General features: G+C 64.7%; 29 protein-coding genes and 1 other RNA gene. 8 read left to right on the forward strand and 22 right to left on the reverse strand.

The features are described from left to right. Positions 1-65: 65 nt before the first annotated feature. The 6 genes from tolB to V0U35_RS06930 form a co-directional block, all read right to left on the reverse strand. Complete coding sequence (gene tolB, locus V0U35_RS06905; protein ID WP_330195948.1) at positions 66-1,421, reverse strand: Tol-Pal system beta propeller repeat protein TolB; 1,356 nt, start codon at positions 1,419-1,421, stop codon at positions 66-68. A 37-nt stretch (positions 1,422-1,458) separates the two neighbouring features. Continuing rightward, complete coding sequence (gene tolA, locus V0U35_RS06910; protein WP_330195949.1) at positions 1,459-2,244, reverse strand: cell envelope integrity protein TolA; 786 nt, start codon at positions 2,242-2,244, stop codon at positions 1,459-1,461. A 70-nt stretch (positions 2,245-2,314) separates the two neighbouring features. Beyond that, a complete protein-coding gene (locus V0U35_RS06915; RefSeq protein ID WP_330195950.1) occupies positions 2,315-2,740 on the reverse strand; it encodes an ExbD/TolR family protein in 426 nt (141 codons plus the stop codon). 4 nt (positions 2,741-2,744) lie between these two features. Beyond that, entirely contained in the window at positions 2,745-3,416 is a 672-nt protein-coding gene (gene tolQ / locus V0U35_RS06920) for a protein TolQ (protein ID WP_330195951.1), read from the reverse strand. A gap of 259 nt (positions 3,417-3,675) precedes the next feature. Further along, positions 3,676-4,638 carry a hypothetical protein gene (locus tag V0U35_RS06925; protein ID WP_330195952.1) on the reverse strand — a complete coding sequence of 321 codons (963 nt, stop codon included), beginning with the start codon at positions 4,636-4,638 and terminating at the stop codon, positions 3,676-3,678. Positions 4,639-4,739: 101 nt separating this feature from the next. Further along, a complete protein-coding gene (locus V0U35_RS06930; protein WP_330195953.1) occupies positions 4,740-6,053 on the reverse strand; it encodes a S8 family serine peptidase in 1,314 nt (437 codons plus the stop codon). A gap of 86 nt (positions 6,054-6,139) precedes the next feature. Here V0U35_RS06930 and V0U35_RS06935 point away from each other — a divergent pair, with 86 nt between their 5' ends. Both V0U35_RS06935 and V0U35_RS06940 read left to right on the forward strand, forming a co-directional pair. Beyond that, positions 6,140-6,649 (forward strand): RNA polymerase sigma factor, encoded by a 510-nt coding sequence (locus V0U35_RS06935; RefSeq protein ID WP_373696387.1) that lies wholly within the window; start codon positions 6,140-6,142, stop codon positions 6,647-6,649. Next, positions 6,649-7,389: an anti-sigma factor family protein gene (locus V0U35_RS06940; protein ID WP_330195955.1), complete on the forward strand. Its 741-nt coding sequence runs from the start codon at positions 6,649-6,651 to the stop codon at positions 7,387-7,389. The genes V0U35_RS06935 and V0U35_RS06940 overlap by 1 nt, the downstream gene beginning before the upstream one ends. Before the next feature lie 72 nt (positions 7,390-7,461). On the opposite strand, the gene V0U35_RS06945 is transcribed toward V0U35_RS06940, so the two are convergent. Beyond that, positions 7,462-8,334 (reverse strand): mechanosensitive ion channel family protein, encoded by an 873-nt coding sequence (locus V0U35_RS06945; RefSeq protein ID WP_330195956.1) that lies wholly within the window; start codon positions 8,332-8,334, stop codon positions 7,462-7,464. 269 nt (positions 8,335-8,603) lie between these two features. Here V0U35_RS06945 and V0U35_RS06950 point away from each other — a divergent pair, with 269 nt between their 5' ends. Continuing rightward, a complete protein-coding gene (locus V0U35_RS06950) occupies positions 8,604-9,611 on the forward strand; it encodes a hypothetical protein (RefSeq protein ID WP_330195957.1) in 1,008 nt (335 codons plus the stop codon). A gap of 21 nt (positions 9,612-9,632) precedes the next feature. On the opposite strand, the gene V0U35_RS06955 is transcribed toward V0U35_RS06950, so the two are convergent. The 5 genes from V0U35_RS06955 to ruvC all read right to left on the reverse strand — a co-directional run bounded on the left by V0U35_RS06955 (position 9,633) and on the right by ruvC (position 13,334). Next, positions 9,633-10,076, reverse strand: a complete 444-nt coding sequence (locus V0U35_RS06955) for a YbgC/FadM family acyl-CoA thioesterase (protein ID WP_330195958.1) — start codon at positions 10,074-10,076, stop codon at positions 9,633-9,635. Further along, on the reverse strand, positions 10,073-11,104 hold the full coding sequence (gene ruvB, locus V0U35_RS06960) for a Holliday junction branch migration DNA helicase RuvB (protein ID WP_330195959.1): 1,032 nt from the start codon (positions 11,102-11,104) through the stop codon (positions 10,073-10,075). The genes V0U35_RS06955 and ruvB overlap by 4 nt, the downstream gene beginning before the upstream one ends. A 160-nt stretch (positions 11,105-11,264) precedes the next feature. Further along, a complete protein-coding gene (locus V0U35_RS06965) occupies positions 11,265-12,032 on the reverse strand; it encodes an MBL fold metallo-hydrolase (protein ID WP_330195960.1) in 768 nt (255 codons plus the stop codon). A 167-nt stretch (positions 12,033-12,199) separates the two neighbouring features. Then, the gene (ruvA, locus tag V0U35_RS06970; protein ID WP_330195961.1) at positions 12,200-12,832 is read right to left on the reverse strand and encodes a Holliday junction branch migration protein RuvA; all 633 of its coding nucleotides are present in this window, start codon (positions 12,830-12,832) and stop codon (positions 12,200-12,202) included. 1 nt (position 12,833) lies between these two features. Next, positions 12,834-13,334 carry a crossover junction endodeoxyribonuclease RuvC gene (gene ruvC / locus V0U35_RS06975; RefSeq protein ID WP_330195962.1) on the reverse strand — a complete coding sequence of 167 codons (501 nt, stop codon included), beginning with the start codon at positions 13,332-13,334 and terminating at the stop codon, positions 12,834-12,836. 264 nt (positions 13,335-13,598) lie between these two features. Between ruvC and V0U35_RS06980 the strand changes: the two genes are divergently transcribed. The 5 genes from V0U35_RS06980 to V0U35_RS07000 all read left to right on the forward strand — a co-directional run bounded on the left by V0U35_RS06980 (position 13,599) and on the right by V0U35_RS07000 (position 17,766). Next, positions 13,599-13,931, forward strand: a complete 333-nt coding sequence (locus tag V0U35_RS06980) for a hypothetical protein (RefSeq protein ID WP_330195963.1) — start codon at positions 13,599-13,601, stop codon at positions 13,929-13,931. Positions 13,932-14,177: 246 nt separating this feature from the next. After that, a complete protein-coding gene (locus V0U35_RS06985; protein WP_330195964.1) occupies positions 14,178-14,813 on the forward strand; it encodes a hypothetical protein in 636 nt (211 codons plus the stop codon). A gap of 55 nt (positions 14,814-14,868) precedes the next feature. Continuing rightward, complete coding sequence (locus V0U35_RS06990) at positions 14,869-15,333, forward strand: hypothetical protein (protein ID WP_330195965.1); 465 nt, start codon at positions 14,869-14,871, stop codon at positions 15,331-15,333. Between the two features lie 134 nt (positions 15,334-15,467). After that, positions 15,468-16,652, forward strand: a complete 1,185-nt coding sequence (locus V0U35_RS06995; protein ID WP_330195966.1) for a cupin domain-containing protein — start codon at positions 15,468-15,470, stop codon at positions 16,650-16,652. A gap of 19 nt (positions 16,653-16,671) precedes the next feature. Next, positions 16,672-17,766, forward strand: coding sequence for an SMP-30/gluconolactonase/LRE family protein (locus V0U35_RS07000; protein WP_330195967.1), 1,095 nt, complete (start codon positions 16,672-16,674; stop codon positions 17,764-17,766). Here V0U35_RS07000 and V0U35_RS07005 read toward each other — a convergent pair. The 10 genes from V0U35_RS07005 to V0U35_RS07050 form a co-directional block, all read right to left on the reverse strand. Next, complete coding sequence (locus V0U35_RS07005; RefSeq protein WP_330195968.1) at positions 17,763-18,638, reverse strand: hypothetical protein; 876 nt, start codon at positions 18,636-18,638, stop codon at positions 17,763-17,765. The genes V0U35_RS07000 and V0U35_RS07005 overlap by 4 nt on opposite strands. 4 nt (positions 18,639-18,642) lie before the next feature. Then, a complete protein-coding gene (locus tag V0U35_RS07010) occupies positions 18,643-19,404 on the reverse strand; it encodes a YebC/PmpR family DNA-binding transcriptional regulator (RefSeq protein WP_330195969.1) in 762 nt (253 codons plus the stop codon). A gap of 99 nt (positions 19,405-19,503) precedes the next feature. After that, positions 19,504-20,244, reverse strand: a complete 741-nt coding sequence (locus tag V0U35_RS07015; protein WP_330195970.1) for a hypothetical protein — start codon at positions 20,242-20,244, stop codon at positions 19,504-19,506. A 79-nt stretch (positions 20,245-20,323) separates the two neighbouring features. Next, the gene (locus V0U35_RS07020) at positions 20,324-21,142 is read right to left on the reverse strand and encodes a TIGR00282 family metallophosphoesterase (RefSeq protein WP_330195971.1); all 819 of its coding nucleotides are present in this window, start codon (positions 21,140-21,142) and stop codon (positions 20,324-20,326) included. Between the two features lie 22 nt (positions 21,143-21,164). Beyond that, positions 21,165-21,740, reverse strand: a complete 576-nt coding sequence (locus V0U35_RS07025; RefSeq protein ID WP_330195972.1) for a 5-formyltetrahydrofolate cyclo-ligase — start codon at positions 21,738-21,740, stop codon at positions 21,165-21,167. A 2-nt stretch (positions 21,741-21,742) separates the two neighbouring features. Next, a non-coding RNA gene (gene ssrS / locus V0U35_RS07030) (6S RNA) lies at positions 21,743-21,902 on the reverse strand. A 34-nt stretch (positions 21,903-21,936) separates the two neighbouring features. Next, the gene (locus V0U35_RS07035) at positions 21,937-22,293 is read right to left on the reverse strand and encodes a cell division protein ZapA (protein ID WP_330195973.1); all 357 of its coding nucleotides are present in this window, start codon (positions 22,291-22,293) and stop codon (positions 21,937-21,939) included. Further along, positions 22,286-22,582: a DUF4164 family protein gene (locus tag V0U35_RS07040; protein WP_330195974.1), complete on the reverse strand. Its 297-nt coding sequence runs from the start codon at positions 22,580-22,582 to the stop codon at positions 22,286-22,288. Before V0U35_RS07040 ends, V0U35_RS07035 begins: the two co-directional genes overlap by 8 nt. A gap of 67 nt (positions 22,583-22,649) precedes the next feature. Further along, positions 22,650-23,738, reverse strand: a complete 1,089-nt coding sequence (locus V0U35_RS07045) for a mannose-1-phosphate guanylyltransferase (protein WP_330195975.1) — start codon at positions 23,736-23,738, stop codon at positions 22,650-22,652. After that, the gene (locus V0U35_RS07050) at positions 23,735-24,916 is read right to left on the reverse strand and encodes an AGE family epimerase/isomerase (RefSeq protein WP_330195976.1); all 1,182 of its coding nucleotides are present in this window, start codon (positions 24,914-24,916) and stop codon (positions 23,735-23,737) included. Before V0U35_RS07050 ends, V0U35_RS07045 begins: the two co-directional genes overlap by 4 nt. Positions 24,917-25,020: the final 104 nt, after the last annotated feature.

The following is a 25,020-nucleotide window of genomic DNA, read 5'->3' on the forward strand; positions in this document are numbered from 1 at the left end:
ACAGCGGCACGCCCTTCACCGCCAGCATCATGTATTTCAAGCTCCGAACGTTAGCGCCGCAAGCTTCAGTCAATCAAGGGCGACCAGGCCGGATCGGACGCCGCGCCGCGGATCGGTGCGGGCCGCAGATTGAAGCCAGCAAGGTCGACATTCCAGATCGCATACTGGGTTCCCTGGCTCGTGCGGTCACCGCGCGTGAACAACAACACACGTCCATTGGGCGACCAGGCCGGGGTGTCGACAAAGTAACCCTCGTAGAGAATCCGCTCCTGTCCGGAGCCGTCAGCGCGCACGACGCCGAGCGCGAATTGCGCCCCATCCTGCTTGACGAAGGCGATGAGATCGCCGCGCGGCGACCAGACCGGCGCGGTGTAGCGTCCGCCGCCAAAGCTGACCCGCTGCACATTCGAACCGTCCGCATTCATCGTGTAGAGCTGCGAACCACCACCGCGCCCTGACGAGAAGACGATCTGGCGTCCATCGGGTGAGAAGGACGGCTCCACGTCATCGGACGGGTGGTCGGTCAGGCGCGAAAGCTGGCGCGTACGCAGATCGAAGACGTGGATGTCATGGCCGCCCTGACGCTGGATCGAGGCGACGATGCGCTCGCCATCCGGCGAGAAACGCGCCGACAGCGACTGGCCTTCGGCGTCGACACGGGCAAGGCCGCGCGTGCCAGGAGCGAACAGGGCTTCCTGGCGGCCGGTTTCAAGATCGTAGAGATAGGTCGTCGCCTGTCCGTCGAGGAAGGAGACATAGGTGATCTGCTGGGCGCTCGGCGAATAATTCGGGAGCAGCGCCATGTAGGAGCGATCCGTCAGGAAAGAGGGGTTGGCCCCGTCCTGATCCATAATGGCAAGGCGGCGCGTCGGCACGCCGTTCGGGCCCACGCCTTCAGAGACATAGACCACGCGTGTGTCGAAATACCCGGTCTCACCGGTCAGGCGTTGATAAACGGCATCGGCGACCTTGTGGGCCACACGGCGCCAGTTTTCCGGCGCGGTGACGAATTGCAGGCCGAGAAGCTGGTCTTCCAGGCGTGTATCCCAGAGCCTGAACGCGACCAGCAGCCGGCCATCGGACTGGACCGTGACCCGGCCCGCCAGCAGCGCGTCGGCATTGATCACCCGCCAGTCCTGGAAGCGCGGGCGCAGGTCGATGTCGGTCACCTGTTCGATGAAGGCATTGCGGTCGACCGAACGGAACAGCGCCGAGCTTTCCAGGTCCGCGCGCACGACTTCGGCGATGTCCGCGCCATGGGTGTCGGCCCGGCCCTGGTCAAGGAAATCGGGAATGGCGATCGGCAGCGGTTCGAGGTGGCCACGATTGATGTCGACCTGCAGCGGCTGCTGGGCCAGCGCCACGCCCGGCAGGGCGATCAGCAGAACGGCGAGGAAGGCTAGAAACGGCGTTCGGGACATGGGGTGCGGGCTCCGGTGATGGGTCGCGGGGTTTCGGTCAGAATATATCGTTGTGGAAAGTGACATCGATAAGGCGCCATTGCGAATACTGGTCGGCCGGCAGCCGGAACGGCGAGCAGTCGATAATGGCCGCCAGGGCACGCTCTTCAGCCACCAGCCAGAACGGATCACCCGAGGCGCGGATACGGCCTGAATTGGTTGAAACAGGCGGCTCGGCCAGCGATCCGTCGCGGTTGAGACGGACCCGTACCGTCACATTCAGGCGCTCCGGGTTGGGAGCATCAATGGATGAGCGAAAGCAGGGCTGGGCCTGCGAAATCACCAGATCAGCCAGGGTCGCGGTCATCGCGGTTCCGGCCCCCGCGCCTTCGCGGCGCTCACCGGTCTCGGCATTACCGCGGTCACGCGGCTGGGACTCGCGGGCCTGATCCACGAGGCCCGAGAGATAATCGAGATCGACAGACGCCTGTTCCTGCTGGCGCTCGGTCTGTTGCTGACGCGGCTGTTCAGGCCGTTCGCGCGGTGTCGGCGGCGTCGGGGTCTCCTCGACGACTTCCGGCTCGGGCTCCGCCTCGTCAGGTGCGCCATCATCGATCACCTCGACCGGGCGCTCTTCTTCCACCGGCGGCGAGGTCGCCGCAGGGGGGTCGGCCACCGCATCGGCCTCTTCCTCGACCGCCGGTTCGGGCTCGGGCGGAATTTCCTCGACCACCGGGTCTGGCGCAGCAGCACGCACATTCGTGGTGTCAGCCAGCGTGACGAGATCAACCGGCACGATGACGCCGGCGGAGAATTGCCGTGCTGCCTGGGGCAGGTAGATCATCCCCCCGGCGATCAAGGCACCGTGGAGGACAAGAGAGAGGGGAACACCGGCACGCAAGTCGTCGGTCCGCCTATTGGCTCAGAGGGTCGGTCACCAGCCCCAGATTGGCGTAGCCCGCCGCATTGACCCGGGCCATGACGCGCATGACCGAGCCATAGTCCGCCGCCTCGTCGGCGCGGATATAGATGCGGCTGTCAAACCCGGTACCGGCAATGGCCTGCAGGCGCGGAACCAGTTCGTCCATGCCGACCTCGGTTTCCTGGATGAAAATCTGGCCTTCGGCCGCGATCGTGATGGTCAGCGGCTCCTCGCCAGCGGGCAGGGTACGGGCCTCGGTTTCGGGCAGATCGACCGGCACGCCGACGGTCAGGAGCGGCGCGGTGATCATGAAAACGATCAGCAGCACCAGCATGACGTCGACAAAGGGCGTGACGTTGATTTCCGCCTTGGGCGACCAGCGCGCCCCGGCCTTGCGGTGGGTGACGGATCCGGCCATCGGATCAGTTCCCGCCTTCGCGGTCGGCCAGCGCGGAAAGCTCGTCGGCGAAGCCTTCCAGCTTGGCGGCATAACCGCCGAGATTGGCCGAGAGTGCGTTGAAGAAGATCACCGCCGGCACGGCGGCCAGCAAGCCCAGCGCGGTGGCGAAGAGGGCTTCGGCAATACCCGGCGCAACGACGGCGAGATTGGTGTCGCGCGTTGCGGCGATGGAGCGGAAGGAGTTCATGATCCCCCACACCGTCCCGAACAGGCCAATGAAGGGCGCGGACGAGGCGATCGTCGCCAGCATCCCGAGCCCGCTTTCCAGCCGGTTGAGCTCACGGCCCGCCTCGGCCCCGGCGGCGCGAGAGACGCGCTCACCGGCATTTCGCCCTTCCCACTCGCGCAAGGCGGCGGCGAACACGCGGCTGAACGGGTCTTTCGGGCGGCGGGCGAATTCCTCGGTCAGGGAGTCCATTGAGCGGCCCGACCAGAATTCGGATTCGAAATTGCTCGCCTTGGCGCGGGCCGAGCGCAGCGCCAGCCACTTGTCGATGGCAATGGCCCAGGACCAGATCGACATGATGGCGAGTACGGCCATGACGGCCTTGACGACCCAGTCGGCGCGCCAGAACAGTTCGAGAAATCCGAAATCCTGCGCAGCCGGCGCGAGTTCGACAATCGTGGCGTCCATGTCCGAGACGTCCCTTCCAAGCAAATGTTGACGCAATGCAGCCTGATACATGGCCGCAGACCGGTTAACCTCGCGCTACCTGCCCGTGTGAGGCGATCAGCGTCAAGGCCGCGCGGACTGCGTCCTGCCTGCGTCAATGGCGCGCGATTGCGGCAATTTTTTGTGGAAACGGGCCAAGTCGGCCGTGGAAGAGGGGCAGATTCACATCATGCAAACCTGCCCCCCTCTTTTTTCCGGGAGTCGGATCCCGTCGGCGTTTTTAGGCGGTTGCCTTGTGGCGCGAGACCCGGCGTGCCGCGCAAAGCAGTAGCAGGACCAACAGCGTTCCGATGATTACCGGCAACCAGTCAAAATGGCCGCGGCCGCCTGTTGCACCGGAGGTGGATCGACCGGAGTCAGCAGAAGGTCGGGCTTGGGGGGCGCTGGTCACAGTATCGCCGCGGGCCGGTACGGCTGGCTGAATTGACGCCGGCCGGTCGACCGTCTCGTAGACGACGACTTCGGACCGCGCCGGAGCGATATATCCAGGCGAACCAGGCGCAATCACCGTGGTGCGTGAGCCCGGTGCAATCACAGCTGTACCAACCGAGGGCGTATCAACGGAGGGCGTCTCAATCACGATTTCTGTTGGCACACTGGCCGCGGGTACCGTCTCGCGGGCCGTGACTATGACATCGCGCGGTCGGGGGGCTTCGAGCGTACTTTGGAGTACCGGCCGGACCGGCGGTGTCCGAACATCAAGCTGGGCCACAGTACTGGCGGCATTGGCAACATCCACGCCGGGCCCTTCCAAGGAGTGGGTGACCTGGCCAGCGGATTCGGAAGATGGTTCGCCAGCGCCGGAAGCACGGCGTGTTGCGATGCTGGCGTCACTGGCGGCGCGATATTGCAGCGCCATGTCGACTGTTTGTCCGACAGGTTCGGCTTGACCTTCGGACAGCGTGGACACCGCGATAGCCGAATTTCCATCAGCTCGCGCTTCGCGGGCTGCCCGTCGCTCCGCGCGCCGAGCACGCTGTTCCGCAATACGGTCGAGCCGCGAAGCACCGCGTGGCAGCAGATCGCGACCGCTTGAATTCAATGTTCCGGGGACATTTTGCCGGAGCATGCCGACATCTTCATCGACTGTGCCGGTCGCCGAACCGACAACGCCACCTACCTGAGCATCGGCACTGCTCAAAAAAACCGCGGCGCTGGCCAACAATACAGCGATGGTGCGCATCGAAAGTCTCCTGTTGTCTACGTCCATTGACGCCCTTGCTTGGCAGGGTCGTCACACAGGAGAACGACCGGTTGACCGGGTTTCTTCCAAAATCCTGAAATCTAATTCTCTGAAGGTCGGGATTGGGCCGTCATCGTGATGGCGTTGAAACGATAGGCTTCGGCCATTATGCCCACACCATATACCTGGTCACGCCCATGCCGGCCGGCGTCGCGGGCCTCTGCTTCCATGTATCGGATGGCCGCGCTAGCGCTCACTGGGTCCGGCAAGCTCAGCTGGTGCGCCAATAGCCCGCTGACCAACGGCGCGGCAAAGGATGTTCCGCGGATTTCGGCGAAGCTGCCATCGAGCGACGCTGCGACCATCGCCGCACCGGGGGCCGCCACGTCGACCTGGTCCCCGCGTGCCGCTTCGGGAATAACACGGCCAGACATCCCCACGGCCGTGACCCCGATGACGCCGTCATAAGCCGCTGGATAAAGCGGCGGGGCCGTCGGGCCGTCATTCCCGACCGCGGCCACAATGATGTGGCCGCGATCTGTCATCTGGCGCACGACCGCTTCCAGTATCCGGTTGGGCGGGCCGACGACGCTGATATTGATAACGGCGACGTTTTCTTCCGCCATCCATCCGAGCGCGCGCGCCAAAGCTTCGGCGTTGCCACCGGTGACAGCGTCACCATAGACATCTGCTGAAAAAATCTCTGCGCCGGCGGCGGGTGCCCGGAAATCGCCGGCATGCCCCACAGCAAGCGAAGCCACCTGTGTACCGTGTTGCGCCGGCACATAGCCAAGGCCACCAAAGGCGCGCGTCGTCAGCCGCGATGCCTGCAATGCAGGATGGGCTTGCGCAATACCGGTATCGATTATCCCGAGCCTCAGCCGACTTCCCACGAACGCTTCTTGGACGGCTGGAGGCCGCATAGCCAGCCTGCCCTGCCCGGATGCCGAGTAGATGTGGTTGAAGTCAAACACACCATTGCCGTCAAGGCTTTGGAGCCGACGCAGGGCCCGGCGTGTTGACCATCGCTCCGGCGGCTCGAACACCACGATCGGTGTCCCCAATCCTGGCAGCATGTCCTGGCGCAGAACCCGGAATCCGAGGGCTTCGGCCGCACCAACAAGTGATTCGGACGGGGCAAACGCGATGATCTCTCGGCGGACAATAACGCTCTGGCGAGGGCCGCGCTCCAGAACGTCTCGATTTTGTCGAAGCAGATCGCGCAAATCGGCCGCGCGGACGTCCTCCAGCGTTCGGTTTGTCTGGTCAAGCGTGTCCCGGGTCATGTCCTGGACGGTGTCGACCGGCAGGCGCGGCGGCGTGACAGGAAGCGGTAGCTGACCATGCGCCAAACCCGGCCCGGTCGCGAAAAGAACCAACAGGATCAAACCGATTTGGCGAAGGCGGCCAAACATGGACAACGGTCTCCGCTGCAAATTCCGTCCTGTCAGTATAACGTATGGAAGAAATCATTTCTTCCGAACGTTGTTTCGAGGAACACATGCCTGAAGCCAGTCGGGAGATCCGTGAGGCGATTGTTGCGCTGTTGCCGAGGCTGCGTCGTTTTGCCGTGACGCTGACCCGCAATCAGGCTGATGGCGATGATCTGGTTCAGATCACTGTCGAACGAGCGATTGCGCGCATTGATCGCTGGCAGGACGGCACACGTTTGGACAGCTGGATGTATCGCATCATGAAGAACGCCTGGATTGATGAAGTTCGCAGCCGGCAGCGCCAGAACAAAGTCTTTGCTCCCGACGAGGCGGGTGCAACCGTTGGATTTGAAGACGAAACCATCGATTTGCGCCTGCGGGCCATGTCGGTTGAAAAAGCCATGGCCACCTTGCCCGATGAACAACGCCTGGCGGTGGCACTGGTCCTTGTCGAGGGCCAGTCCTATCGCGAGGCAGCTGACATTATGGGTGTTCCCATCGGTACGCTGACCAGCCGCCTGGCCCGCGGCCGCGATGCCCTGGAAGCGATTCTGAACCCCGCAAAGGGAGCGCCATGATGACAATCAGCAAGGACGACCTGGCCGCCTATGCCGATGGCGAGCTGACCGGGCAGGCGCGTTTAGAGGTCCAGTCAGCGCTAGAAGCCGACCCCAAATTGCGCGTAGAACTGGACCGGCTGATGACACTCAAACGGCAATTGTCGGATCGATTCGACCCTATTCTGGACGAGACCGTTCCCGAGCGCCTGATCGCGGCGGCCATGGATACGCCCGCGAGGACCGCTTCAGTTGCGGACCTATCCGCCTACCGCTTCCCGAAAGCGCCGGCATTGACCAGCTTCTGGCCGCAAGCCGCGGCCATGGCCGCCAGTGTGGCATTTGGCCTGGTGATGGGCGGGTTGTTCCTGAGCGATTCCAGCCAAACCGGGCTGATCGACTTTTCCGGTGAATACCCGGTTGCACACGGTGCGCTCGCCGCGGCCCTGACCGAACAACTTGGCAGTGAAACCGGACCGGATGCGATTGCTGTCCCAATCAGTTTTCAGGATGAATCCGGTGTTTACTGCCGGGCTTTTTCAGCCCGCCGCAATAATCTGGCCGGCATCGCCTGCCGAAGTGAAGGCGACTGGCAAGTCCGCATGACTGTCGACACGGTTCATGCGGACACGCCCTATCGGACGGCCGCCTCCCCCCTGCCCCTTCCGGTTCTTGAACAACTCGATCGGTGGATGGCCGGAGAAGCCTTCGATCTGGATGCTGAAAGCGCCGCGTTAGCTCGCGGTTGGTCGGACAACTGACATCCGTCCACCTCCAAGCGTCAAGGATTGCCGGTCACCTGAGCCGTCAGTAGGCCCCGGCAAGACCCTTGGTCACGCCACCTCATTTCCGCTTGCCCGCGCGAGAGGCAACGGTTCCTTGAAAGTGAGCGTGCGGTAGGGGAAGGGAATCTCGATACCCGCCTCGTCCAGCGCCGCCTTGATGGCAATGACGATGTCGGAACGGGTCTCGTGCATGTCGCGTGGCTTGGAGCCGGCCCACCAACGCACCGTGAAATCGATGGAGGATGCCCCAAATTCGCGGGCGAAGACGTCGACCCCCTTGTCCGCATCGATACTGGCCACGCCTTTTACAGCCTTTTCTATGACTTCACGGGCCTTGGCCGCGTCCTCGTCATAGGCCACGCCGACGACGAGATCGTAGCGGCGCTGCGCCCTGTCGGTCTTGATCTCGACCGGGTTGGTGAAGAGGTAGGCATTGGGCAGGAGGATCAGCTCGCCTGACATCTCGCGCACATAGGTGTCGCGGATGGTGATTTCCTCGACCTTGCCCTCCACGTCCTCGACCTCGATCACATCACCAATGCGCATGGGCTTGCGGATCATGATCATGATCCCGGCCATGAAATTCTCGAAAATGTCCTTAAAGGCGAGCCCGATGGCGATGCCCCCAATCCCCAGCGCGCCGATCAGCTGGGCGGGGGTCACCGACGGGAAGAGGATGGTCGCAGCGATGAGGATGCCGACGATCCAGACCACGATGCCGGTCAGGGTCTCGAAGAGGTCGACGAGCGCCCGGCGCATATTGGACTTGCGCCCTGCACCGCCGACGGCCTTGCGCAAGAGTTGCGCGACGCCCCAGGTCGCGGCAAGGACGATGAGGGCCAGTCCGATTTGCGGTAGGGAACGGACAAAGCCCTCCCAGATGGTCTGGAGCTGGTCGGTCAGCGGCGAAAAGAATTCCATGGCTCAGTCAGCCTCCCTTGGGCCGGGACAGGCCGCCCACGCGTGAAGGCGCAGGCGGTTCGTCCGCTTGCGCGCGTTAGTCCGGTTCGGGTCGAAACGGGATCACGGAAGACCTAACCGCTGGAGACGGAAAAGGTTCCGCTACCGCCGAGACCCGACATCATCCTGATCGGGAAGTGGTTTTCCACAGGCGCAGCGACCGGTCCGTTTTGATTTCTACATCCTGGCCTTGTTATTCTGCCAGAAAGACGGGGGGAGTTCTCAGCATCATGTTCGGTAAAATCGTGCTGGCGGTGCTCATAGTCATCGTGCTGCCGGCCTTTCTCTATGCCTTCGGGGCCACCAATCCGGGGGTCTTCACCATTGTCTTTGCGGTGATCGCGATAGCCTGCATCGGCCTGATGTTCCGGCCGTTGCCGGTGCCGCTTCTGCGCGCGCGCTGGTCGCTCGCCAGTCTCGTCCTGGCGTTCTCTTTCGCAGCTATCGCCGTCAGCACAGTGATGAGCGATGAAGACCTCGCGGAATTGCGCGCCGAGGACCCGGAAGCCTATCTGGCCTACATCCAGACACGGCGCGGTGATGACGCCTGGCTCGCGGAACTGGAAACGCTCGACCCGGACGCCTTTGCCGCCGAAACCGAGCGGCGGGCGGCCGAGGAAGCGGCCGAGACCGCACGGCGGGAAGAAGCCGCGCGCGCGCGCCGGGAAGCCCGCGACGCGGCCCGCGCCGCCCTGGCGGCTGAATCCCTCGCCGACTATGTTGAGCAGCTGGAGACCGAACTCGCTTCCCTGCAGGACTTCGACGCGACGGATTGGACCAGCGATTACGACCGGATTGTTCTGGGTGCCGGCCTGTTCGCCATCTGGGGTGAACTCTATCGCGAAGGCCGGGACTACGAGCTGACAGCAGAACAGGCCGAGCTGCGCCAGCGTTTCCGCCGCGAACTGATCCGGGAACAGCGCGAATCCCTGCCCACAATGCGGGACCGTTTCGGGCCGGCAGCACGCCAGCGCCTGTGGATCGCCGACGCCTCGGCCCGCACGATCGGAAACGGTTTCCGCACCGTGGAATTCGTGTCCGGGGCCTTTGCCGCCAACCGGAACATCCAGGAATTCCAGGTCGAAATGGGCGACATCTTCTCCCTTCTACGGTTCAAGCAGAGCCGGTACAAATGGTATGAAGAGGCCGACCGATATACCTATTACGACCTGATAACGCCCGATGATGACGACATCGTCTATCTGGCGGGTGGCCGGGCACAGACTTATCGCGAATAGACTGCGCCGGGGGGTGGGGGGCTACATCTCCCGCACGACGGGTTGCCAGGCTGCAATCATGGCCTTGGTCGGGCGTTTGGGGCGGCCGGACGGGTTGATGATGACCGCCTCGATTTTCGCGGTGCAAATGGTCTCGCCATTCCGCGTCAGGGACTGGTCCATGCGAAGGCGCGGGCCCTTGTTGGGCCGGTAGATCGTCTCGACCACCAGCGCCTCGTCGACCCGGGCGGCCTTCACATACTCGATAGAGAGACTGCGTACCGCGAAGGCTATCGGGTCATCGCTGTTGATCAGTTCGGAATGGTGAATACCGAGCGCACGCAGGCTCTCCGTCCGTCCGCGCTCGAAGAAATGCAGGTAGCGGGCGTGATAGACCACGCCGGAAAAATCCGTGTCCTCGTAATAGACCCGCACCGGCAAGCGGTGAACGTTGTCCGCATCCCACTGGCCGCAGGTTGGGGTCATTTCTCACCCCCGAACAGCGCACCCTGCCCGTCGCGGGGCGGGTTGAGGCCCAGATGGGTCCAGGCGCGGGCCGCGGCCACACGGCCACGCGGGGTGCGCTGGATAAAGCCCTGCTGGATGAGGAAGGGTTCGACCACGTCTTCCAGCGCATCGCGCGCCTCGGCGAGCGCGGCCGCCATCGTGTCGAGCCCCACCGGCCCGCCCGAGAAATGCTGCGTCAGGGCGGTCAGATACCGCCGGTCGAGCGAGTCCAGCCCGATCGCGTCGACCTCCAGCCGTTGCAGGGCGGCGTCAGCGGCTTTTGCGTCGAGTGAGATCGTGCCGTCGGCCTCGGCAAAGTCACGGACCCGGCGCAACAGGCGCCCGGCAACGCGCGGCGTGCCGCGGGCGCGCTTGGCGATTTCCGCGCAGCCGTCTTCAGTAACGGTCATGCCCATTTTCGCCGCACCACGCGCGACGATCTTGGAAAGCTCCCCGACATCATAGAATTCGAGCCGGACCGGTACACCGAACCGGTCACGCAAGGGCGTCGCCAGCAGGCCAGCCCGTGTTGTCGCACCCACCAGCGTGAAGGGCGGCAGATCGATCCGCACCGTGCGCGCCGACGGCCCCTCACCAATCACCAGATCGAGGCAGAAATCCTCCATCGCCGGGTAGAGGATTTCCTCCACGGCCGGGGCAAGACGGTGAATTTCGTCGATGAACAGGACATCCCGCGGTTCGAGATTGGTGAGGATCGCGGCGAGATCACCCGCCTTGGCGATGACCGGGCCGGACGTGGCGCGGAAATTGACGCCCAGCTCGCGTGCGACGATCTGGGCGAGCGTGGTCTTGCCCAGCCCCGGCGGGCCGGAGAGCAGGACATGGTCCAGCGCCTCACCGCGCCGTCCGGCGGCCTCGACGAAGACTTTCAGATTGGCGATGGCGGCGGGCTGACCGACAAACTCCCCAAAGGAGAGCGGGCGCAGCGCCTTGTCGCGCCCGTCCTCGGGCTGGGCCTCAGCGGATATGGGGCGGTCGGTGGTCATGGGCATTTGCCCTGCATCTCACCCCACCCCAACCCTGAAACCGACGCGAGGCTCCACTGGAGCCTCTCTCCCGGCTTCAGCCTCAAGGGGAGGGAGACAGCAAGCGCACTAACCCTCCCCCCACGGGGGAGGGCCAGGGTGGGGGGAAATATCCCGTGTCTCACTCTCCCCCCTCGCGCAGGACAATCGTTTCGCCTTCCGTGTGGAGATATTCCGCGTCGCCCAGGGCCTGACGGATCTGCTGCTCGGTCGTGGCGGCGGGAATATGGAAGGCGATGGCGCGCGCTTCGGGCCGGGACGCGAGGAAGGCTTGCCCGCGCGGCATCAGCGCGAACCAGTACGGATAGAGGATGACATCGAACTCGGTCTCGGCCCATGCGGAGAAGTCTGCCTGCTGCGGCTGGGTATCGCCGAGATGGAGGATGGAGACGCCGCCGATATCGACATGCCACGTGATGTTGTCGACGCCTTCGCGATGGAAAAGCCACGCGCCTTCGACCGAAGGTGTCTGGAGAATGCCTTCCGGCCCCACGCGGTCAGATGTCAGCGGCACCGTGATAATGCGCTCGGCGATGTCGGCATCGCTGCCGCCCGGCTCGGCCGTCATGGCTGCGGTGATCTGGACCGAGGCGGCCACGACCGCATCGCTGTTTGCCGCCAGGAACTGGACCGCGCCTTCGGCGTGGGAATGGTCGCCATGAAGGTGGGTGAAGAGGAGCGCATCGACACCGTCAAACGGCGCTTCACCATTGATCATGGCCTGCGTGGCGGCCTCGGACGGCAGCGCATACGTGCCGTCATAGGAATTCCAGGTCAGCGTGTCGATCATCACGGCGGTCTCGGCCTGCCGGATGAGCACGCCTTCATTGGCCACGAAGGTGAGTTCGACCGGTTCATCGGCGAGTGCGGGGGCGGTAGAAAATAACAAGGCAGCAGCCAGCGCACCCCACCCCGGCCCTGAAACCGACGCGAGGCTCCACTGGAGCCTCTCTCCCGGCTTCAGCCTCAAGGGGAGGGAGAATGTGTGCGCGGACTCCCTCCCCCGCCGGGGGAGGGTCGGGGTGGGGGGAAGCCTTCTTACCTTCGACCGTGAAATCATCGGGCCAGTTCCTTCAGGGCCAGCTTGATCAGGGCACCGGAATCCGCGTCCGCTCCGGCGGAGCGGGAGGCGGAAGCGGCGGCGCGGCGCGCATCGCTTTCACCATAACCAAGATTGACCAGCGCCGAGACGGCGTCCTCGCGTGCCATGTTCTGTGTTTCCCCGGCGATGACCGGTGTCGCGCCGATGGCCGGCGTGGGCTGAAAGTCTGCGGCGAAGGTCCGGCCCAGTGGCGGGGGCTTGTCCTTCAGTTCCGTGGCCAGCCGGGCGGCGAGTTTCGGTCCGACGCCCTTGGCCCGGCCAAAGGCGGAGGCATCGCCCAGCGCGGCGGCATTCTCCAGTTCGCCCGGTCCCAGCGCATCGAGAATGGCCAGCGCGGCCTTGGCCCCGACCCCTTGCACGATCTGGAGGCGGGCGAACCAGGCGCGTTCCTTCTCGCTGAGGAAACCGAAGAGCTTGATCGCGTCCTCGCGGACATGGGTCTCGATATGGATCTCGGCGTCCGCGCCGGGCGAGAGCCGGGCGAGTGACTGGCTGCCCATGCCAACAAGATACCCGACCCCGTGGACGTCAATCAGCGCTTCCTCGGATCCAACCGCGTCGATGCGGCCTTTCAGCTTGCCAATCATGTCAGGCCGCTCCTTTCAGGCCGTTGGCGCGGCGATGATGCGCGTGGGTGATCGCGACCGCCAGCGCGTCGGCGGCGTCGGCCTCGGCTTTTGAGCCGGGCAGGAGAATTTCGATCATCGCCGCGATCTGGGCCTTGTCGGCACTTCCCGTCCCGACGATGGATTTTTTCACGAGGCGCGCCGCATATTCACTGACCGGAAGACCGGCACGTGCCGGAGCCAGGATCGCCGCCGCCCGGGCATGACCGAGTTTCAACGCGCTGGCGGCATTCGACGCCATGAAGACTTCCTCGGCGGCGGCTTCATCCGGGCCGTGCTCGGTGATGACCGCTTCGATGCCTTCGCAGACAGCCAGCAGGCGTTCGGGCAGCGGTGCGGTGACCGGCGGGGCGATTACGCCATGGGCAACACGGATCAGCCGGCTTCCCTCGGCTGCGATCACGCCCCAGCCCGTGCGCCGCAAGCCGGGGTCGATACCCAAAATCCGAATCGTGTCCGCCATGGACCGCACTTAACCGTGCTTTTCCCGGCCACGCCAAGGCACGGGTGTGAAATGCAGGCCTCGCGCGCTCGCCGAACGTGTGGATTGTCGAAAAACCCGTGGAATTTCTGCAACTAAGTCTCAAGTGCCAATAAAACTCCGAAAATCCGTGAGAATAGGTCGCAAACTCACAATCTTTGTTTGACCTGACCTGCCCCGGTGGCCATTTTGTCGCACACGAGGGGAGCGCGGCCACCGCGCACAGTTATGTAAAGGGCTAATTCAATGGCGAAAAAAGGCAAACTCAGCCGCCGTTCGTTCATGATGCGCGTCGCGGGCGGTGTTGCCGCCACGGGTGCAATCGCTTCGGTCGCTGGCGCGGCAGTTTATCGCGGCCGCTCCGATGCGGACCCGCGCGACCCGGCCGGCAATGGCCGTACCGGCATTACCGATTCCGATCCGCGTGACTCGGTTGGCCGCGGCACCGGCTACACCGGCCTGACCGACTCCGACGGCGGCGCGTGCGCCGATGCGGGCGGCCACGGTCGCGGCAATACCGGCTTCACCGACTCCGACACGTCGGGCTGTGTTGACCCGGCGGGACGCGGCCGCGGCTAACCGCACCGTTTCCAGACCCAGCATTCCGAAAGGGGATGGTGCCTGGCACCGTCCCCTTTTTCGTGTCCGGTGCTCGACTTGGTGTCTGACAGTCTGACTCCATGACATTTCAAATAAATATTATGAGAATAATTCGCATTTACACGGTCTTTGTTTGACCCTCCCCCGACCCCTCCCCTAGGCTTGATGACGACGAGGGAGTCCGCGCCCCGGGACGGCGCAGGTCTGATTTGAAGGGAGGCCGTCATGGCCAAGAAAGGGAAACTCAGCCGCCGCTCTTTCCTCAACCGCGTTGCCGGGACCGCCATCGCGGCGGGTGCAACCGGTGTCGTCACCGGGGGAGCCGAGGCCCAGAATTATACCGGGCGCACCGATTCCGACAGCGGCCGCTATGCCGACGCCGCCGGTTATGGCCGGACGGGCCGGACCGATTCCGATTCCGGCTATAATGCCGACCGCGCCGGATATGGCCGCGGCAGGAATAGCGGCATCACCGACTCCGATCCCAATGACCCGGTCGGCAATGGACGCGGAGGCCGCCGCACAGGTCTGACTGATTCCGATAGCGGCCCGAACCGGGATCCGGCCGGAAATGGCCGGGGCCGTAGCGGCATTACCGATTCCGATTCCGGGGCCTATCGCGATCCGGCGGGCAATGGCCGCGGCGGACGCCGGACGGGCATCACCGATTCCGACCCGAGCGATCCAGTGGGTAACGGGCGCGGACGCCGGTCCGGTTTCACCGACGCCGACAGCGGCAGCTTGGCCGACCCGGCTGGAAACGGCCGGGGTGGCCGCCGCTCGCGCCGGACCGGTCTGACCGATGCGGACAGTGGTTCGATGTCCGACCCGGCGGGCTATGGACGCGGCACGGACCGCTAGACCCACGCGCCGGCCTGTCCGGTGCCGTACTGACGTAGAGTAAGAGGAGGCCATCATGGCCAAGAAAGGCAAGCTGAGCCGCCGTTCCTTCCTGACACGTGTCGGGGGAGCCGCCATCGTGACCGGAGCGGCAGGTGTCGTCACCGGGTGTGCATCGACGGGCTATTATACCGGTATCACCGACAGCGATGTCGGGGCCTATGCCGACGCCGCCGGATACGGTCGAGGCGGCGGCATCACCGATGCCGACAGCGGCCGCTACGCCGACCCGGCCGGACAGGGTCGCGGCGGACGCGGACGCGGTGGTTCGGGCATCACCGACGCCGATACCGGACGCTACGCCGATCCGGCCGGAAATGGCCGTGGCGGACGCGGGCGAGGCAATACCGGAATTACCGACTCCGATACCGGTTCCTATGCCGACCCGGTGGGTAACGGACGTGGCGGTCGCCGCCGCAACTGCACCGATTCCGATGTCGGCCGTTATGCCGACCCGGCAGGGCGCGGGCGGCACTGCTGACCGGACCATCAGACTGACATCATGAGAACAGCCGCACTGCCCCTCGGGCGGTGCGGCGATTCGGCCTATGCGGACGCGGCGGGATGCCGTTAGACTTTCGCGGCATACCAAGGGGAATCGGGAGACATCACGGCATGAGTAACGCACCCTGGCGGGACGACCCGCTCGGCTACATGATCGGCGCGGACGCGGCGAAGACCTTTTTCGACGACACCTATGAGAAAAAGGCCGTTGTCATCCGGCACAAGGGTGCGGATCGCTTCGCGTCGCTCCTGTCCATTGCCCGGATCGATGAGCTGGTGTCCGGCAACGACTTCCCCGGGGAGTCCGTCGACATGGCGCGATCCGATCCGCCGGTGTCACGCGACCAGTTCATTTTCCCCAGCGGCCTGGCGGACAAGGGAGCGATATCCGACCTTTACCGGCATGGCGCGACGCTGATCCTGCCGCAGCTGCACCAGTTCGACGCGACTCTGAAAGACTTCACGCGGTCGGTCGAGACGGTCCTGTCCTGCCATGTACAGACCAATATCTATCTGACCCCGCCCAATTCGCAGGGTTTCCGGACCCATTACGATGATCACGACGTCTTCGTTCTGCAGATCGCGGGTGAAAAGACCTGGCGGCTCTACGACACGCCGATCGACACGCCCTATCGGGGCGAGGGCTTTGAAGCCGGCGTCCACGAAATTGGCGACCCGGTCGAGGAATTCGTCCTGAAGGCCGGTGAGGCCGCCTATGTCCCGCGCGGCCTGCTGCACGATGCCTCGACCGCCGGGGATACGGACTCGCTCCACATCACGGTCGGTTTGATCGTGAAAACCTGGGCCGATCTGATCCTGGAAGCGGTGTCCGAAGTCGCGCTGCGCGAGCCGGGGTTCCGGAATTCTCTGCCTCCAGGCTATGCCCGTCCCGATTTCGACCGGACGGAATCCGCCGCACAGTTCCGCAAACTCATCGATGCGATCAGCCGCGAGGCCGATCTCGATGGCGCGTACGATCTCTTTATCGACAATTATATCCGCTCGCGGATGCCGGACACCTCCGGGACAATTACCGGACGCGGAATACCCGACGACAAGACGGCCAAATTCCGTCTGCGCCGCGCCATTCCCTGGCGCTTTGCCGGAGACGAGGAGAGCGCCGTTGTCATCACCGCTGGCGGCGAGCTGACTTTCCCGGTCGCGGCCGAGCCGGCGCTCAATGCCCTGCTCGACGGCGGCACGATCAGCCGGGCCGATTTGTCGTCCTTGTCGGATGAAGACGCGCTGCAGGTGATCGAGAAGCTGTTCAGCTACGGCGTGGTGGAGCCCTGCTGACGCAGGGCCGGACACCGGCATGATCCGCGCCGTCCTCGTCACGCTGGGCTTTCTCGCCGCGCTGTTCCTCCTCTGGCTCAGCTGGCCATCGCGGCTGTCGCCCGCCTATTGGGATGAACCCGAACCGCCTGTTCTGACGGGTGTCCTCGAACCGCGCGGCCGTTTGAGTACGGCCGAACGGTTCGCCCAAGGCCTGATCGACAGCAGCGAGGACATCGCGATTGGTCCGGATGGGGCGATTTATACCGGTCAGCGCGACGGGCGGCTGGTCCGCATCGACACGGGCGTGACACCGGCCCGGGTCGAAACGGTCGCGCAGGTCACTGACAAGCCGGTGCTCGGCCTGCAGTGGATGCAGGACGGACGCCTGGCCGCCGCGGCGTCAGATGGTCTCTATGGAATTGACGTAAACACCAGCGAGGTCGAGCTTTTCACCAGTGGCCCGGCCGACCGGCCCTTCGGCTTTGCCAATGACCTGGATGTCGCCGAAGATGGCCTGATCTTTTTCACCGAATCCAGCTGGCGCTGGCCCAACGCCACGGACGAGCCAAGCTTCCAGCTCGACATGGCCGAGAACCGCCCATACGGGGCGCTTTACTGCTACCATCCGGGCACGGGTGAAACGACATTGCTGACCGATGGTCTCTACTACGCCAATGGCGTTGCGATGGCTGCGGACGGGCAGTCGGTGTTCTTCCTGGAAACCTTCCGCTACCGCCTGAACCGGTACTGGATTGCCGGGCCGCGCGCCGGGGAACGCGACATCGTCGCCGACAATCTGCCCGGCATTCCCGACGGGCTGATGGGGGACGGAAATGGACGGCTCTTTATCGCCATGGACACACAGCGTGTGCCGCTGCTGCGCTTCCTGCACCGCAACCCGTTCTGGACGCGCATGCTGACGAAGCTACCGGAATTCGTCTGGCTGCGGTCCGGCACGCCGAAAGCCTTCATCCTGATGCTGGACGAGGATGGCAATTATCTCGACAGCTGGCATGACGGGACCGGCGAGATGGGCTTCATCGCCAATGTCGTCCCGGATGCGGACGGATCGCTCTGGATCGGCCATCTCGACCGGCCCTTCCTGTCGCGGTTCACTCCGCCCACCCCCTAGTCCACACGCAGCAGAAGCGCGCAGGCGTCGTCACTGGTTTTCAGCCGGCCAATGCGGACATCGTCTTCCGGATTGATTTCCTGCGCGCGCAGCTCACCGACGAGGTCGAGCAGTGCGTCCTCTTCCAGGGCGGCGTCCATCAACCGGGTTGCGTCATAGCGGCGATAAGGTTCGACGAGGCGGAAGAAGCCGTCGCTCATCAGGAGGAGATGGCTCTCACCGGAAATCCGGACCCGCTCGACCGTGGCGCGGGCGGCGGCTTCGGGGTGGATGGAGAAGACCCAGTGCGCGCCCTCGGTGTTGATCCGGTTGCGGTCGTCCCGTGCGCTCGCATAGCCGCCGGCCTTGCCTTCGGGACGGGCGAGCTGTTCGCGATTGGTGGCGTGCTCGGCCTTTACGGCGTCGAGATTACCGATGACGCGGGTCTGTCCGCCGGTGCGCAATATGCCGATACAATCGCCCAGCATGGCGAACTCGACCGCATCACCGTCGCGCCTTGCCCAGATCCCGCCTGCGCTCGGCAAATTGTGGCGCGGCTCTTCTGACAGGGGCGTCAGCGCCGCAGCTTCGGCGCGTGCGGCGACATCGCTTATCACCCGTTCGAGATAGGCTTTGGCGGACTCGCCCGCCTCGGATGCCCGCATGAAGCGTTCCGACAGAGCCTCGGCATACCAGGCCGCATCGCTTTCATACTGGACGAAGCCCTGCGCTTCTTCGGCCTCGGCGGGCAGGACGCGCCGCGTACCGACATCGGTCGCGCCATCAACGACCCAGGCCGTTCCGGCGCTCTCGTCAAAGCCATAGCGGTCATCTCCGGTGCGCCCGGTAGCCGGAAAATTCACCGCGTCGATGAAGGAGAAGCCGGACTGCATACCCCTAGCCGACGGCGGCCATGTCTTCGTCGGAAATCTCCGAGTTGTCGAAGACGGTCTGGACGTCGTCGAGGTCTTCAAGCGCTTCCAAGAGCTTGAACAGCGAGGCGACCTTTTCACCTTCCAGCGGCGTCGACGTGGTCGGACGCCAGATGATGTTGGCCGATTTCGCTTCGCCGATGGAGGCTTCAAGCGCCTTGGACACGTCGCCGAGGTCTTCGCGAGCGCAATAGACGACGTGCTCGCCCGGCTCGTCCTCGCCGCCCTCTTCCTGCTGGACGTCCTCGGCTCCGGCCTCGATGGCGGCCTCGAATATCTTTTCCTCGTCGGCGACGGTCTGGTCGTAGCGGATTTCGCCGACCTGCTCGAACATGAAGGAGACCGCGCCGGTCTCACCCATGTTTCCGCCATTCTTGGTGAAGGCCGCGCGTACGTCGGAGGCGGCGCGATTGCGGTTGTCGGTGGAGACTTCAACAATGATGCCGACGCCGCCCGGGCCAAAGCCCTCGTAGCGGATTTCCTCATAGGCCTCGACATCGCCGCCCGTCGCCTTGTCGATGGCGCGCTGGATATTGTCCTTCGGCATGGACTGGCCCTTGGCGTTGGCGACGGCCAGGCGCAGGCGCGGATTCATGTCGGGGTCGGGGCCACCCATCTTGGCGGCGATGGTGACTTCCTTGGAGAGTTTGGAGAACAGCTTGGCCCGCGCCTTGTCCTGACGGCCCTTGCGGTGCTGGATGTTCGCCCATTTTGAATGCCCGGCCATGAACCGAAACTCCTGCGGTCTGGGGTGAATTTCAAGGCGCGCGGTTAACGCGCAACAGGGCGCGTTGTCTAGCCTATTGCGCGCGTCGCGTCCAAGCCCTCACACCGCCGGAATATGGAACTGGGTCATGTCCATGACCGCATGGACCGGGAAGAACCACCAGATATTGCGCGTGGCGAGAATCGCCCCGAGCGCCGCGACCGCCAGTCCAGCGTCGAGAACCAGCGTTATCAGTCCGGCCAGATCGGCTCCGCCAGCCAGCAGGGCGGGGATATGCGCCGCCGCGAACAGAGCGCCAGCCAGCGTAATCGCCGTGCGGGGACCGGACACGCCAATGATCCGCGTGACCAGTGCAACGATGGCGACATCTTCCATCAGGACCTGCGCGAAATGATGCGCTCTGCCGAGGTGAAAGACGGTCGCCAGGACAGCATCAAATTCGCCAAGCCAGCCACGCGCCGCCGCGTGGGCGGCAAGAGCAATGCCCGCCAGCACGATACCGATTACAAGCCCGCTTAGCATCCGGTTCGGGGCGAGAAATCCGGTCCGCAGCGGGAAGGGCCGTAGCGCGATAATCAGGAGGACCGGCAGGAAAATCAGAACCTGATTGGCGAACCCCGCCAGAAAGCCCGGCTCGGGCAACAGCCAGCCTCGTACATAAGCCTGCCCCACGGCCAGGACTCCAACGATCCCCAGGATAAAGATGGCCAGCTCGACCCAGGGCCGTCGGAACTCCGGCAAGTCTGGCCCGGCCAGCAGCGCCGGTCGTGCAACGATCAGAACCCAGGCGGCGGCGAGCGCCAGCCCGTACCCGGCGGCATATCCCCAATAGGCGTCCATTACCCCTCTCCGAGTGAAGCGGTGAGGTTGGCAGGATCAACCTTGAACAGAGATGACGTCTTCCTGACGTAAAAATCTGTCAGAGTGCGGGCACGGCCTCGGCCAGCCTGCCGCCGATACGGATCGGGTCGATGCGTTTGGCGAGCCCGGTCTTGTCGTCGGTCTCGACATAGACGCCGCACAGCGTGGCTTCACCGTCTGCGGGCTGGAACCGTCCGGAGCGCATCTTGGTGGTGAAGCGCCGCATCGGCTCTTCGGGGTCCATGCCAATGATCGAATTGTAATCGCCGGTCATCCCCAGATCAGTGATGTAGCCTGTTCCGCCCGGCAGGACGCGGGCGTCAGCCGTCGGGACATGGGTGTGCGTGCCGACAACGAGGCTCGCCCGCCCGTCGCAGAAATAGCCCATCGCCGTTTTCTCGCTGGTCGCCTCGCCATGAAAGTCCACCAGGATGGCATCGGCCACCTGGCCCAGCGGGGCGCTGGAAATCTGCTCGTCGACGGCGGCAAACGGGTCTTCCAGCGGATCCATGAAGAGGCGGCCCATGACATTCATCACCAGGACCGAGCGTCCGTCCTTCGTCTGGTAGAGATTGGCACCTTTACCCGGCGCGGTGTTGGGCGGGTAGTTGACCGGGCGCAACAGGCGCGGCTCGCGCTCGATATAGGTCAGGGCCTCGGACTGGTCCCAAGCATGATTGCCGAGGGTGAGCACATCGGCCCCGGCATCGAACAAGTCTTCTGCCGTGCCGCGCGTGATGCCGAATCCGCCCGCGGCGTTTTCCGCATTCACCGCCACGAAGTCGAGCGACAGGCGCTCGCGCAGACCGGGCAGGTGTGCGGCTGCAGCCTTTCGGCCCGACTTGCCGAGAATGTCGCCGAAAAAGGCGATGCGCATCGTTAAAAACTCCTGTCGTGGGCTATTGGCCGGCGCGGTATGCCGTCTTTTCGGTGACGGTCCAATCCACGCTGACATCATGACGGCCGGTGGGCACAGACCGGACGATCTGGTCGTCATAGCACAGACCCACGGCCGTGACCGGTCCGGCCTTTCGCAGGCCCGCGAGCGTGCGGTCGTAATACCCCGCGCCATAGCCCAGCCGGTGTCCCCGCCGGTCGATGGCGAGCGCCGGGACCAGCACGAGCGACGGGCGCGCTTTCTCGGCGTCTTGCGAGGGTTCCTCGACACCCAATTGGCCCTTTTCGAGGGTTTCGCCAGGAGCCCATGCCCGAAAATCGAGGGGCTGGCCCCGGCCCACCACGCGCGGCAGCGCCAGACGGACCTGCTCGCAATGGAACGTTTCCAGAAGGGCGGAGGGATCGATCTCGGTGCCGATGGCCCGGTAGCCTGAAACGACCGAGCCGATGGCCGGCCAGATCTCATCGGGGAAATTGGCGACAAGCGCGTGGGCGGCATTGCCGCCGTCGCGATGCGCCATCAGGCGCCGCTTCTGGGCGGCCTTGCGGGCTTGCGACTTGCGCCAGTTCAAAAACATGTGGCGGCTCCACACACGCCGTCGGGGCCATACAACCCCCATCGACCCGACAAGTCAGGTGGGCACCGCGTGAATGGGACCTCGATCCCGGCCAGAGGCAGTTCCCTTGAGGAGATGTACGGTCGCCGGGATGAAGGCCCCTGACGAACGGCGCAGATACCGCCAGGGTCATATGTGGGGTATCGCGCGCCCGTGCTCAAGCGCCCGCCTCGGTGGCGAGCTGTTCAAGGCGCGCCGCGGCTTCGTTGATCGCCTTGGCTGCACGCTCGCGGCCGGCATTCTCACGCTGGTTCTGGCCCATCCCGTCGGATTTCAACCGGTCGACCTGGGCCTCCAGTGCTTCGGTTTTCTTTTCGGCCTCGCGCAATTCGTCGGCCACGACCAGCGAGGCCATCAGCAACAGGCGTAAATCACCGATTTGCCCCACCTGTCCGGAGAGATTCTGGATATGCCCGTCGAGATGGCGCGCCAGCTCACGCAGATACGGCTCCTGCCCGTCTTCGCAGCCGATTGTGAAGGCGCGGCCATTCAACGAAACCGAGACCTTACCCATCGGCGTCGCGCTCCGTATCGGCAGCGTCATCGGCGGCCTGGGCCGCTTCGCGCAGATCGGCGATGGCGAGCGCCAGCGCTTTGGACGCGTCGTTGGCGGCCTCGGTCAGTGCCTCTTCGCGAGCGCGGGCCTCGTCGAGTTCCTCGGCAAGACGGGCACGGTCGCTGTCGGAATGCCCGGCGGATGTCACGCGGTCCCGCAAACGACCGACGGCAATCTCGACACGCGAGAGGGCGCGGTTCAGCCGTTCAGTGGCTTCGGCGACGGGATCGGCGGTGGACTCGGTCATGCAGGCGCTAAAATCGGCCTGAACGGGCGAAAGTTCAAGTAGTGCGTGAAGTGGCGGCCGTCAGGGCCTAGAGCGGGCCGGTCAGACCCTGCTCGCGTAGTTCCGCGAGAAGCGTCTTGATGTCAGCCGCGCGGTTCGAATCCGCGACCAGCACAGCGTCCGGCGTCGCCACCACGGTCAGACCTGAGACGCCGAGCGCGGCAACGGTGACGCCTTCGCCGCGCAGATAGCTGTCGGCGCAATCGATCGCGACCGCATCACCCTGGCGTTTCACGCCGCGCGCATCGCCTTCAGCCAGATCAGCCAGCGATTGCCACGCGCCGATATCGCTCCAGCCGAACTCCGCCGGAACCATGGCCGCGCGGTCGGTGCGCTCCATGACCGCGATATCGAGCGGCAGTGAGGGTGCCGCCAGGAAGCCATCGCGGCCGGGACGGACCACGCCGTCTGCGGTCTCTACAAAAGCCAGCGCGGCGTCGACACATTCGAGAATCTGCGGCTCGAACCGGGCCATTTCCGCGATCAAAACGTCCGCCCGGAAGGCAAAAAGCCCGGCATTCCAGTAACGGTCCCCGGCGTCGAGATAGCGCTGAGCCGCTGCCGCGTCCGGCTTTTCCTCGAACGCCTCCAAGATGAAACCACCCGCGAGCGTTTCGCCCGCACGGATATAGCCATAACCCGTCTCGGCCCGGGTTGGAGCAATGCCGAAGACGACGATGCGTCCCTCGGCCGCGAGCCTGGCCGCTTTCGCCACGCTGCGCCTGAAAGCGTCGAGCGGGCCGATATGGTGGTCGCTCGGCGCGAGGAGGACGAGTGCGTCCTCTCCATCGGACTGCTGCGCCAGCCGCGCAGCCAGCAGGGCAGCAGCGGCCGTGTTTCGGCCGGCAGGCTCCAGCGCGATGGCTTCGGCTTTCACCCCGGCTGAGGCCAGCCCCTTGGTGACGGGATCGAGAATGGCTTCGCCCGCCACGATCAGAGGCGCGGAGAATGCAACACCGTCGCCCTCGCCCGCCGAACGCAGCAGCGTGTCTTCAAACAAGGTCCGGCCCGTGACCAGCTTGTGGAAGGGTTTGGGGTTATCCTTGCGCGATAGCGGCCAGAGCCGTTCGCCCGAACCGCCACACAGGATCGCCGGACGGATCGTCATCGCGCTCATTGCGAAGCGGCCTTCGTCGCGGAATTCCGCGAGCCGAGAATGCGCTTGGTCTCAACCGCCGCAACAAAGAGGTGGTAGAGCGTGCTCGCCGTGATGCCGGTCACATCCGGCTTGCCCTGCCCGTCATAGGCGTCGATCCAGCACCCCGCCGGAGCCGGTGCCAGGAAGCGGGCGAACAGGCGGTGCAGTGCATCGCCGGCGGCGTCCCACGCCCCGGATCGTCCCGCCGCGCCCTGAATGAGCGAGGCCTTCAGGTGTTCGGTTTGCTGCCAGGTGCGGGCGCTGGTATCGAGCGGCGCGCCATCATCTCCCACGGCCGACATGATGAGGCCGGTCTTCGGATTGCGGCCATAGGTGCGCGCAAAGGCGTAGAGCCCGGCAATCTCGGCGGAAACGTCCTCGCCACTGCGTTCGCGGAAATGGTCGAGCAGCCAGACCCACTCGTACTGGTGACCAGGCTCGGTCCGGCGTCCGCCCTTGCCGCTAAAGCGCTCCCAGTCACTCTCGAAAAGTTCAAGCAGGGCACCGGATTCCGCGATCCAGTGCCGGCGCATCAAGGCGAGAATGGATCCGGCCCGATCCAGATAGGCCTGGTCCTTGGTCGCATCGAACAGGGCCAGCGAGGCCTCGAACATGTGCATGTGGGGGTTCTGGCGGCGCGGCGGTGCCCGGTCCGGCACCGACTCCAGCCATCCGCCAGCCGGGTGGGCCATCTCGGTGTCGATATAGGCAAGGGTCTTGTTGGCAAGCTCCAGCGCGCCGGTATCACCGGTTGCGCGATAGACCCAGGCCAGCGCCAGAAGGGCGAAGGCCTGTTCATAGAGATCGCGGGTCGGGTCGGCGACGCTGCCATCCGGGTTCAACTTCATTACCCAGCCCGGATTGCCGTCCGGAGCCCAGGCCCGGGCTTCCAGCCAGTCGAGGCCGCGGCGGGCAATGTCCGCCCCGCCCGGATACCAGCCGAGATGCTCGCCATGGGCAAAGACATAGATCTGGCGGGCCTGCGACCGGACACGGCGCACGGCGTCCCGGTCGGGCTGACCGGCCAGATCGAAGCGCTCGTGGAAACCGCCCTGTTCCGCATCCCAGCCGCGGTCGGCCCAGACCGGCAGCGCCGCATCGCGTATCCAGGCGCGAAAGCGGCCGGCGGCGTCAAGAAGGGCGGGCGGTGCCGTCATCGTGTCCCGGTCCTGTATCCATTTCCATCCACCTGCACCCTAGCGCAGCTTGATGAGCGAAACGTAAGCGCGACGCCGTTTAGCCCGATCCTTGCAATCAGACC

The organism is Hyphobacterium marinum (assembly GCF_036330325.1).
GTDB classification, from domain to species: Bacteria; Pseudomonadota; Alphaproteobacteria; order Caulobacterales; family Maricaulaceae; genus Hyphobacterium; species Hyphobacterium marinum.

Coding starts and splice junctions, on each gene's coding strand:
- tolB (WP_330195948.1), bottom strand. CDS start 1,421: ATGTCCCGAACGCCGTTTCTAGCCTTCCTCGCCGTTCTGCTGATCGCC.
- tolA (WP_330195949.1), bottom strand. CDS start 2,244: ATGATCTACCTGCCCCAGGCAGCACGGCAATTCTCCGCCGGCGTCATC.
- V0U35_RS06915 (WP_330195950.1), bottom strand. CDS start 2,740: ATGGCCGGATCCGTCACCCACCGCAAGGCCGGGGCGCGCTGGTCGCCC.
- tolQ (WP_330195951.1), bottom strand. CDS start 3,416: ATGGACGCCACGATTGTCGAACTCGCGCCGGCTGCGCAGGATTTCGGA.
- V0U35_RS06925 (WP_330195952.1), bottom strand. CDS start 4,638: ATGCGCACCATCGCTGTATTGTTGGCCAGCGCCGCGGTTTTTTTGAGC.
- V0U35_RS06930 (WP_330195953.1), bottom strand. CDS start 6,053: ATGTTTGGCCGCCTTCGCCAAATCGGTTTGATCCTGTTGGTTCTTTTC.
- V0U35_RS06935 (WP_373696387.1), top strand. CDS start 6,140: ATGCCTGAAGCCAGTCGGGAGATCCGTGAGGCGATTGTTGCGCTGTTG.
- V0U35_RS06940 (WP_330195955.1), top strand. CDS start 6,649: ATGACAATCAGCAAGGACGACCTGGCCGCCTATGCCGATGGCGAGCTG.
- V0U35_RS06945 (WP_330195956.1), bottom strand. CDS start 8,334: ATGGAATTCTTTTCGCCGCTGACCGACCAGCTCCAGACCATCTGGGAG.
- V0U35_RS06950 (WP_330195957.1), top strand. CDS start 8,604: ATGTTCGGTAAAATCGTGCTGGCGGTGCTCATAGTCATCGTGCTGCCG.
- V0U35_RS06955 (WP_330195958.1), bottom strand. CDS start 10,076: ATGACCCCAACCTGCGGCCAGTGGGATGCGGACAACGTTCACCGCTTG.
- ruvB (WP_330195959.1), bottom strand. CDS start 11,104: ATGACCACCGACCGCCCCATATCCGCTGAGGCCCAGCCCGAGGACGGG.
- ruvA (WP_330195961.1), bottom strand. CDS start 12,832: ATGATTGGCAAGCTGAAAGGCCGCATCGACGCGGTTGGATCCGAGGAA.
- ruvC (WP_330195962.1), bottom strand. CDS start 13,334: ATGGCGGACACGATTCGGATTTTGGGTATCGACCCCGGCTTGCGGCGC.
- V0U35_RS06980 (WP_330195963.1), top strand. CDS start 13,599: ATGGCGAAAAAAGGCAAACTCAGCCGCCGTTCGTTCATGATGCGCGTC.
- V0U35_RS06985 (WP_330195964.1), top strand. CDS start 14,178: ATGGCCAAGAAAGGGAAACTCAGCCGCCGCTCTTTCCTCAACCGCGTT.
- V0U35_RS06990 (WP_330195965.1), top strand. CDS start 14,869: ATGGCCAAGAAAGGCAAGCTGAGCCGCCGTTCCTTCCTGACACGTGTC.
- V0U35_RS06995 (WP_330195966.1), top strand. CDS start 15,468: ATGAGTAACGCACCCTGGCGGGACGACCCGCTCGGCTACATGATCGGC.
- V0U35_RS07000 (WP_330195967.1), top strand. CDS start 16,672: ATGATCCGCGCCGTCCTCGTCACGCTGGGCTTTCTCGCCGCGCTGTTC.
- V0U35_RS07005 (WP_330195968.1), bottom strand. CDS start 18,638: ATGCAGTCCGGCTTCTCCTTCATCGACGCGGTGAATTTTCCGGCTACC.
- V0U35_RS07010 (WP_330195969.1), bottom strand. CDS start 19,404: ATGGCCGGGCATTCAAAATGGGCGAACATCCAGCACCGCAAGGGCCGT.
- V0U35_RS07015 (WP_330195970.1), bottom strand. CDS start 20,244: ATGGACGCCTATTGGGGATATGCCGCCGGGTACGGGCTGGCGCTCGCC.
- V0U35_RS07020 (WP_330195971.1), bottom strand. CDS start 21,142: ATGCGCATCGCCTTTTTCGGCGACATTCTCGGCAAGTCGGGCCGAAAG.
- V0U35_RS07025 (WP_330195972.1), bottom strand. CDS start 21,740: ATGTTTTTGAACTGGCGCAAGTCGCAAGCCCGCAAGGCCGCCCAGAAG.
- V0U35_RS07035 (WP_330195973.1), bottom strand. CDS start 22,293: ATGGGTAAGGTCTCGGTTTCGTTGAATGGCCGCGCCTTCACAATCGGC.
- V0U35_RS07040 (WP_330195974.1), bottom strand. CDS start 22,582: ATGACCGAGTCCACCGCCGATCCCGTCGCCGAAGCCACTGAACGGCTG.
- V0U35_RS07045 (WP_330195975.1), bottom strand. CDS start 23,738: ATGAGCGCGATGACGATCCGTCCGGCGATCCTGTGTGGCGGTTCGGGC.
- V0U35_RS07050 (WP_330195976.1), bottom strand. CDS start 24,916: ATGACGGCACCGCCCGCCCTTCTTGACGCCGCCGGCCGCTTTCGCGCC.